At 65.0% G+C, this 861-nt stretch carries 1 protein-coding gene; it reads right to left on the reverse strand.

The features are described 5' to 3' along the window. The coding region (locus HU806_RS26190; RefSeq protein WP_273018714.1) for a carbon starvation CstA family protein at window positions 1-861 on the reverse strand (861 nt) is incomplete at both ends.

Below are 861 nucleotides of genomic sequence, written 5' to 3' on the forward strand. Positions count from 1 at the left end.
AGTGGTACCAGAACGCCATGGTGTTTTCACCCGGCAGCACCGAGTGGAGGATCTGCGCGATACCCACCGCCAGGGTCGGCGCACCGCCGGCACGGGCCAGGATGGTGGTCTCGCCGATGTCCTTGGCCACCGCTTGCAGCGCTTCGGGGGTGATTGCAAAGCCCCAGCCGCTGATGGTTTGCGCCACGGCCACCACGTCCCCGCCGACGATCGCCGCCGGGCTGTTCATGGCGAAGTACACGCCCGGCTCGATCACCGAGGCGGCGACCATGGCCATGATCGCCACGAAGGACTCCATCAGCATGCCGCCGTAACCGATGTAGCGGGCGTTGGTTTCGTTATCCAGCAGCTTGGGCGTGGTGCCCGAGGAGATCAGCGCATGGAAGCCCGAGACCGCGCCGCAGGCGATGGTGATGAACAGGAATGGGAACAGACCGCCCTTCCACACCGGCCCGGTGCCGTCGGTGAACTGGGTCAGCGCCGGCATTTTCAGCTCGGGCATGGTCACCAGGATGCCGATCGCCAGGGCGATGATGGTGCCGATCTTGAGGAAGGTCGACAGGTAGTCCCGTGGCGCCAGGATCAGCCACACCGGCAGCACCGCCGCGACAAAACCGTAGCCGATCAGCATCCAGGTGATCTGGATCCCGGTGAAGGTGAAGGCCTTGGCCCAGACCGGGTCGGCGGCAATCTGCCCGCCCAGCCAGATCGAACCCAGCAGCAACAGCACGCCGATGAGCGAGATTTCACCGATGCGACCCGGGCGGATGTAGCGCATGTAGATGCCCATGAACATCGCGATCGGGATGGTCGCCATCACCGTGAAGATGCCCCACGGGCTCTCGGCCAGGGCCTTGACCA

Origin of the sequence: Pseudomonas sp. SWRI154, from assembly GCF_014268645.1 — a bacterium.
GTDB classification, from domain to species: Bacteria; Pseudomonadota; Gammaproteobacteria; order Pseudomonadales; family Pseudomonadaceae; genus Aquipseudomonas; species Aquipseudomonas marvdashtae.